Origin of the sequence: Streptomyces niphimycinicus, assembly GCF_018883605.1 — a bacterium.
GTDB lineage: Bacteria > Actinomycetota > Actinomycetes > Streptomycetales > Streptomycetaceae > Streptomyces > Streptomyces niphimycinicus.
This window is the reverse complement of the sequence record NZ_JAHLEM010000861.1, coordinates 1-7,253: the sequence shown is the minus strand read 5'-3', so window position 1 is coordinate 7,253 and position 7,253 is coordinate 1. Positions and strand designations below refer to the sequence as shown.

Genomic DNA, 7,253 nt, shown 5'->3' with positions numbered 1-7,253 from the left:
GTCGCCGGGTCGTCGCCGGGGCCGACCACGGCCACCTCGCGCGGCCCGTCGAGCCGGGCCTCGGCCACCGCCAGGCCCCAGCCGATGAAACGGGGCACCCGGGAGCCGAGGGCCCGCACCACGGCGAGGGCGCGCTCGGCGGCCTCCCGGTGGCGGAAGCTGCCGGTGATGGCGGCGTAGGACAGCAGGGCCCCGGCGGCGGCCGTCCAGCCGGACGGCGCCGCGTTGTCCGTCGGGTCCTGGGGGCGGCGGATGAGCGCCTCGGCGTCATCGGCGGTGTCGAACAGCGTGCCGTCCTCGGCGGTGAACCGGGTCAGCACGGTGTCCAGGAGCAGCCCGGCGAAGTCCACCCACGCACCGTCGCCGGTGACGGCGGACAGGGCGAGGAAGCCCTCGGCCACATCCGCGTAGTCCTCGAGCACACCCGCGTGGCCGCCCGCGGTGCCGTCCAGCGAGGTGCGGGCCAGCCGCCCGCGCTGGTCCATGTGCAGGCGCATCAGCAGCTCGGCGGCCTCGGTCGCGACGTCCACCAGGTCGGGGCGGTCGAAATAGGCGCCGGTCTCGGCGAGAGCCGCGACGGCCAGCCCGTTCCAGGCAGCGACGATCTTGTCGTCGCGGCCGGGGCGGGCCCGCAGCTCCCGGGCGGCCAGCAGCCGCTCCCGCACGGAGGCGACTCGGCTCGCGTCCGCCGGCCGCTCCCCGTCGGGCAACTGGAGCACGGAGGCTCCCTGCTCGAAGGTGCCCTCCTGGGTCACGCCGAAATACCCGGCGGCGAACTCCGCGTCGGCCTCCCCCAGCGTCTCGCGCAGCCCCTCGGGCGTCCATACGTAGTACGCGCCCTCGACATGCCTGCCGGTGCCGTCGTCGCTGTCGGCGTCCAGCGCTGAGGCGAAGCCGCCCTGTGCGGTGCGCAGCTCACGGACCATGAAGTCCGCCGTCTCCAGGGCGACACGGCGCGCGAGGTCCGAGCCGGTGGCACGCCACAGATGGGCGTAGACCCGGCACAGCAGCGCGTTGTCGTACAGCATTTTCTCGAAGTGCGGCACGGTCCAGCCGGCATCGACGGAATAGCGGGCGAAACCGCCGCCGAGCTGGTCGTAGATACCCCCGCGGGCCATCGCCTCGCAGGTGGCCGACACCATCTGCAACGCGCCCTCGGAGCCGGTGCGGGCGTGGTGGCGCAGCAGGAACTCCAGCGCCATGGACGGCGGAAACTTCGGCGCACCGCCGAAACCGCCCCGCGTGGCGTCGAATTCGCGGGTCAGCCCCATGAGCGCGGCATGCAGATCCTCCTCGCCGGGCGGCGCGGGCGCATCCGAGCCCAGCGCGATCCCGGTGCGCTGCGCCAGATCCTCCACGATCCGCCCGGCGACGTCCCGCACCTCCTCGCGGCGGTCCGTCCAGGCGGCACTCACCCCCTCCAGCACCTGCCGGAAGGACGGCATACCGGGCCGGGGCCGGGGCGGGAAGTACGTACCGAAGTAGAACGGCTGGGCCTCGGGGGTCAGAAAGACCGTCATGGGCCAGCCGCCCTGCCCGGTCGCGGCCTGCACCGCCTCCATATACACCGCGTCGACGTCCGGCCGCTCCTCGCGGTCGACCTTCACGGAGACGAAGTGGGCGTTGAGATAGTCGGCGGTCTCCTTGTCCTCGAACGACTCATGCGCCATGACATGGCACCAGTGGCAGCTCGAATAGCCGACGCTCAGCAGCACGGGCACCCCGCGGCGGCGCGCATCCTCGAACGCCTCGTCCGACCACGGCCACCAGTCGACCGGGTTCTCGGCGTGCTGAAGCAGGTAGGGGGACGTCTCGTGCGCCAGGCGGTTCGGCATGGGTCCATCCTCCCCCACCTTGCGAGGCAGACGAAGTTATCCACAGGGCGCGGTCAGGAGGCCCCCGAGTCCACCGCGGACCGGAGCGGACTCCGCCGGTCCACCCCGCGTGGGGATGCGGAAGGCGGCAAGCCTATGAGCGCGGCCGGGCGTGTGGCCGGGGTGCGGCCGGGGTGCGGCCGGGAGCGCGGAGTGGGCGCATATGGCCCAGCGGCGCGAGGATGGATATGTGGGGTTTTGCTCCCCGTGTGTGGGGTTCGCGGCGGGGCGGAGCCGGGAGTCAGGACTGCACGGATCAGTCCGAACGACGGCCGTTCGAGAAGGATGGAAAGCCATGAGCACGGACAAGAGGATGCGCGGCTCCGGAGGGGTAGCCGTGCTGCGTGACCCGATCCGCAATCGCGGGACCGCGTTCACGGAGGAGGAGCGCACGCAGTTCGGGCTGACCGGTCTGGTGCCGCCGGGAGTGCTGTCGGAAGAGCAGCAGGCGGTGCGCGCGTACGAGCAGTTCATGGCACAGCCGACGCCGCTGGCGCAGAACACGTTCCTGGAAGCGCTGCGGGACCGCAACGAGACGCTGTACTACAAACTGCTCGTCGATCATCTGCCCGAGATGCTGCCGATCGTGTACGACCCGGTGGTCGGGCAGGCCATCGAGCAGTACAGCCATGAGTACCAGCGTCCGCGCGGCGTGTATCTGTCGGTGGACGATCCCGGCTCCGTGGAGGCCGCGTTCGCGAACCTCGGGCTCGGTGCCGACGATGTCGACCTGCTGGTGGCCACGGACGCCGAGGAGATCCTCGGCATCGGCGACTGGGGCAGCAACGGCATGGGGATCTCACAGGGCAAGCTCGCCGTCTACACGGCGGCCGCGGGCATCGACCCGGCCCGGGTCATCCCGGTCATGCTCGACGTCGGCACCGACAACGAGACCCTGCTCAACGACCCCATGTATGTCGGGCTGCGGCACTCCCGCAACCACGCCGAGGCGTACGACCGGCTCATCGACGCCTACGTCACGGCCGCCTCGCGGCGCTTCCCGAAGGCGCTGCTGCACTTCGAGGACTTCGGCCCGTCCAACGCGCGCCGGATTCTGCTGGAGTACGCGGACCGGGCCTGCGTCTTCAACGACGACATGCAGGGCACCGGCGCGATCACCCTGGCCGCCGTCCTGGCCGGCGTACGGACGGCGGGCACACCGCTGGCCGAGCAGCGGGTGGTCGTCTTCGGCGCCGGTACCGCCGGAGTGGGCATCGCCGACCAGATCCGCGACGCGATGGTCCGCGCCGGCGCCCGTAAGGAGACGGCGGCCCAGCAGATCTGGCTGGTCGACCGGCAGGGCCTGCTGCTGGACGACATGAAGGATCTACGCGACTTCCAGACCCCGTTCGCCCGGTCGGCGGGCGAGGCCAAGAGCTACGAACGGGACGGCGAAGGCCGGATCTCCCTCGCCACCACGGTGGCCGAGGTACACCCGACCATCTTGATCGGCACCTCGACGGCTGGTGGCACCTTCACCGAGCCGATCATCCGGAAGATGGCCGCGCATGTCGACCGGCCGCTGATCTTCCCGCTCTCGAACCCGACCGAGAAGATCGAGGCCCACCCCGCCGACCTCATCCACTGGACCGAGGGCCGGGCGCTGATCGGCACCGGCACCCCGTGGGATCCGGTGCCGTACCAGGGCGTCGACTACAAGATCGGGCAGGCCAACAACGCCTTGGTCTACCCCGGCCTCGGCCTGGGCACCGTGGTCTCCCGCGCGAGGCACGTCACCCCCGGAATGATCCGCGCCGCGGCCGAGGCGGTCGCCGGCCTGGTAGACACCACCACCCCCGGCGCGTCGCTGCTCCCCGGGGTGGCCAACCTCCGGGCCTCCTCCGCCACCGTCGCGGTCGCCGTCGTACGCCAGGCACTCGAGGAGGGTGTCGCCCGCGCCAGGATCGATGACGTCGTGCAGGCCGTGCAGCAGGCGATGTGGCAGCCCGAATACGCCGACCACTCCGCCACAGGCCGTGGGACGACGACGGCCGCGGAGCGGACCACGCCCACCGGCACCCGTATCGAGAGCGACTCGATGGGCCGGATCGAGGTGCCCGCCGAGCACTACTGGGGCGCCCAGACTCAGCGTTCCCTGATCCACTTCTCCATCGGTGACGACCATATGCCCAAGGCCGTCTATCACGCCTACGGCTATGTCAAGAAGGCCGCCGCCATGGTCAACCAGCGCGCGGGCCGCCTGGACGAGCGGCGCGCCGCCGCGATCATCCAGGCCGCCGACGAGGTCATCGCCGGTGACCTGGACGCGGAGTTCCCGCTGTACGTATGGCAGACCGGCTCGGGCACCCAGTCGAACATGAACGTCAACGAGGTGATCGGCAACCGGGCCGGCGAACTGCTCGGCGGCACCCTCGGCTCCAAGCACCCCGTGCATCCCAACGACCATGTCAACATGGGCCAGTCGTCCAACGACACCTTCCCCACCGCGATGCACATCGCCACCGTGCTCGAGGTCACCGGGCATCTCCTGCCCCAGGTCGACCGGCTCACCCAGGCGATCCGCACCAAGGCCGAGGCATGGGTGGACGTCGTCAAGATCGGCCGCACCCATCTCCAGGACGCCACCCCGCTCACCGTCGGACAGGAATGGTCGGGCTGGGCCACACAACTGGACGATGCGCGCACCAGGCTGGCCGACAGTCTCCATGCCGTCCACCAGCTCGCCGCCGGTGGCACCGCTGTGGGCACCGGCCTGAACGCTCCCGAAGGGTTCGGCGAGCAGATCGCCGCGCAGCTCGCCGAGCTGGTCGGCCATCCCTTCGTCACCACGCCCAACAAGTTCGCGGCCCAGGGCTCACTGGACGCGATGGTCGCGGTCAGCGCCGGGCTGCGCGGTCTGGCCGTCGCCCTGATGAAGATCGCCAACGATATGCGCTGGCTGGCCTCCGGACCCCGCGCCGGGCTGCATGAACTGAGGCTGCCCGCCAATGAGCCCGGTTCCTCGATCATGCCCGGGAAGGTCAACCCCACCCAGCAGGAGGCCATGGTCATGGTCTGCCTCCAGGTTCTTGGGGAGGACGCGCTCATCGCCTCCGCGGGGGCACAGGGCAACTTCGAACTCAACGCCATGCGCCCGATCGTCATCAACAACGTGCTGCACTCGGCCCGGATCCTCGGCGACGCCTGCGAGAAGCTGCGCCGCTACAGCGTCGAGGGCACCGAACTCGACCGCCCCACGATCGACGGGTACGTGGACCAGTCGCTCATGCTCGTCACCGCGCTCAGTCCCACCATCGGCTACGACAAGGCATCCGCGATCGCGCACAAGGCCGACGACGAGGGCACCACCCTGCGCGAGGCCGCCCTCGCCTCGGGCGTCACCGCCGCCGACTTCGACCGCCTCGCCGACCCCAGCACCATGGTCGGCCGCCCCCGAAGCGACCTGGGGCTCGACCGGACCGACGACAAGCGGTCCGACGACAAGCGCACCTGATCCCTCACCTCTCTACTGGGGATCGAGTCACTGAGCGTCGAGGCTCATAAAGAGGCTGTTCAGGCCCTCTGCCAGCAGCGGATGCGTGAAGACGGCGTTCGCCATGGCGGTGTACGGAAGCTGCCCCAGCATGGCGACCTGGATGATCGTCATGATCTCGCCGCCTTCCACGCCGAGCACGGCGGCGCCGAGGATCTGCTGGGTGTCCGCGTCGATGACCGCCTTCATGAACCCGCGCGTCTCCCCCGTCTCGAGGGCCCGGATGACGGCGCTCATCGGCAGCTTGGCGACGCGGACCGAGCGGTTCTGCTCCGCGGCCTGTCGCTCGGTCATGCCGACGCGGCCGAGCTGCGGGTCCATGAACACGGTGTACGGGACGATCCGGTCCCGCGTGCTCACCTTCCCCCGGCCGAGCAGGTTGGCGCGCAGGATCCGGTAGTCGTCGAAGGAGAGGTGGGTGAAGGCCGGGCCGCCCTTGACATCGCCCATGGCGTAGACGCCGGGGACGGAGGTTTCCAGGTACTCGTCGACCTCGATGAAGCCGTTGTCGCTCAGCCGGATGCCGGCCGCCACCGGCGTGAGCGCCTCCGTGTTGGGGACGCGGCCGATGGCCGACAGCAGGTGGGAGCCCTCGACCTGGCGCTCACCGTCCGGCGTGCGCACGGTCAGCCGCACCCGCCCGCCGCCCGCCTCCTCGACCCGTTCCGGCCTCGCCGACGTCAGGACCGTGATCCCGTCGTCGCGCAAGAGGGCCGCGACCTCGTCGGATACGTCATCGTCCTCGCGCGTCAACAGGCGAGGGCCGGTCTGGACGATCGTGACCTCGCTGCCGAACCTGCGGAACATCTGGCCGAACTCGAGCCCGATGTAGCCGCCGCCGAGGATGATCAGGTGATCAGGAAGCTCGCCCAGCTCCATGATCGACGTGGAGTCCAGGACGGGGACGCTCTGCGCACCGCTGATGGTGAGCTGCCTGGGCCGGGTGCCCGTGTCGATGACGATCACCGGCGCGCCGATCTCCCGCGTCCCGCCGTCCGGCAGGGCGATCTCGACCGTCTTGGGCCCCGTGAAACGGGCCTCGCCCTCGACCAGGTCGAGCCCGTCCTGCGGCAGACGGCTCGCGTAGTTCTCCCGCGCGCCCGCGACCATCGCCCGCTTGCGCTCCCGCACGGCGGCGAGGTCGACCGACACCGAGCCGGTCCGCACGCCGTACTCCGCGCCGCGCCGTGCCTGGTGGGCGGCGCGTGCGCTGGCGACCATGGTCTTGGTCGGGGTGCACCCGGAGTTCACGCAGACGCCGCCCAGGTGGCCGCGCTCGACGAGCGCCACCTTCCTGCCCGCCTTCGCGAGATCGATGGGCAGGAACCGGCCGCCCTGGCTGGTCCCGATCACCATCACGTCATAGCTCTCGTCTACCACACGGCGATCGTAACCCTTCGCACTGATGCACGCACCGAGAGTGGTCGGCGGCGGGACAGGAGAAGTTGTCCACAGGGGAGTTATCCACAGGACTGCCGGATAAGAGCCAGAAACGGAAGACTGAGGGCACTGCTGCAAGAGGGGGATCACATGCCGGGCTCACTGGCGGTGCTGCGGGACAGCCACCGGACGGAGGTCGAGCGGCTGCTGTCGCGGGCCGTGGAGGAGGAGGTGCGCCGCTCGGGCGGGCGCACCGATGGCGGGGTGCTGCTCAGCCGGGCGCGGGGCGCGCTGGATGAGATGGCCGCGACCGCCGCGGAGGAGTACGGGGCGTATGTGCGCGCGTTGGACGAGTCCGACGCGGGCAGCAGACCGCTCTCGGAGCGGCTGTCGCGCGGCCAGCTCGGCACTCCGGCGCTGGCCGCGACGGTCGCCGCGGCGGCGGCCTTCGGCGCGGATCTCACCTATGGCACCTCGGCGGGCACGGCGCTGGGCGCGGGCGTGAC

The 7,253-nt window shown here is 70.8% G+C and carries 3 protein-coding genes and 1 pseudogene; 2 read left to right on the top strand and 2 right to left on the bottom strand.

What is annotated here, in order from left to right:
- The coding region (locus tag KN815_RS44330) for a thioredoxin domain-containing protein (protein ID WP_216347422.1) at positions 1-1,835 on the bottom strand (1,835 nt) is incomplete at its 3' end.
- A 334-nt stretch (positions 1,836-2,169) separates the two neighbouring features.
- Between KN815_RS44330 and fumC the strand changes: the two genes are divergently transcribed.
- Positions 2,170-5,328: a class II fumarate hydratase gene (fumC, locus tag KN815_RS51965; protein WP_308403706.1), complete on the top strand. Its 3,159-nt coding sequence runs from the start codon at positions 2,170-2,172 to the stop codon at positions 5,326-5,328.
- 27 nt (positions 5,329-5,355) lie between these two features.
- Here the strand turns inward: fumC and KN815_RS44315 are convergent, their stop codons facing one another.
- Positions 5,356-6,747 (bottom strand): mercuric reductase, encoded by a 1,392-nt coding sequence (locus KN815_RS44315; protein ID WP_216347421.1) that lies wholly within the window; start codon positions 6,745-6,747, stop codon positions 5,356-5,358.
- Between the two features lie 150 nt (positions 6,748-6,897).
- Here KN815_RS44315 and KN815_RS44310 point away from each other — a divergent pair.
- Positions 6,898-7,253 (top strand): annotated as a pseudogene (locus tag KN815_RS44310) (hypothetical protein); the annotation flags it as partial.

Coding starts and splice junctions, on each gene's coding strand:
- fumC (WP_308403706.1), top strand. CDS start 2,170: ATGAGCACGGACAAGAGGATGCGCGGCTCCGGAGGGGTAGCCGTGCTG.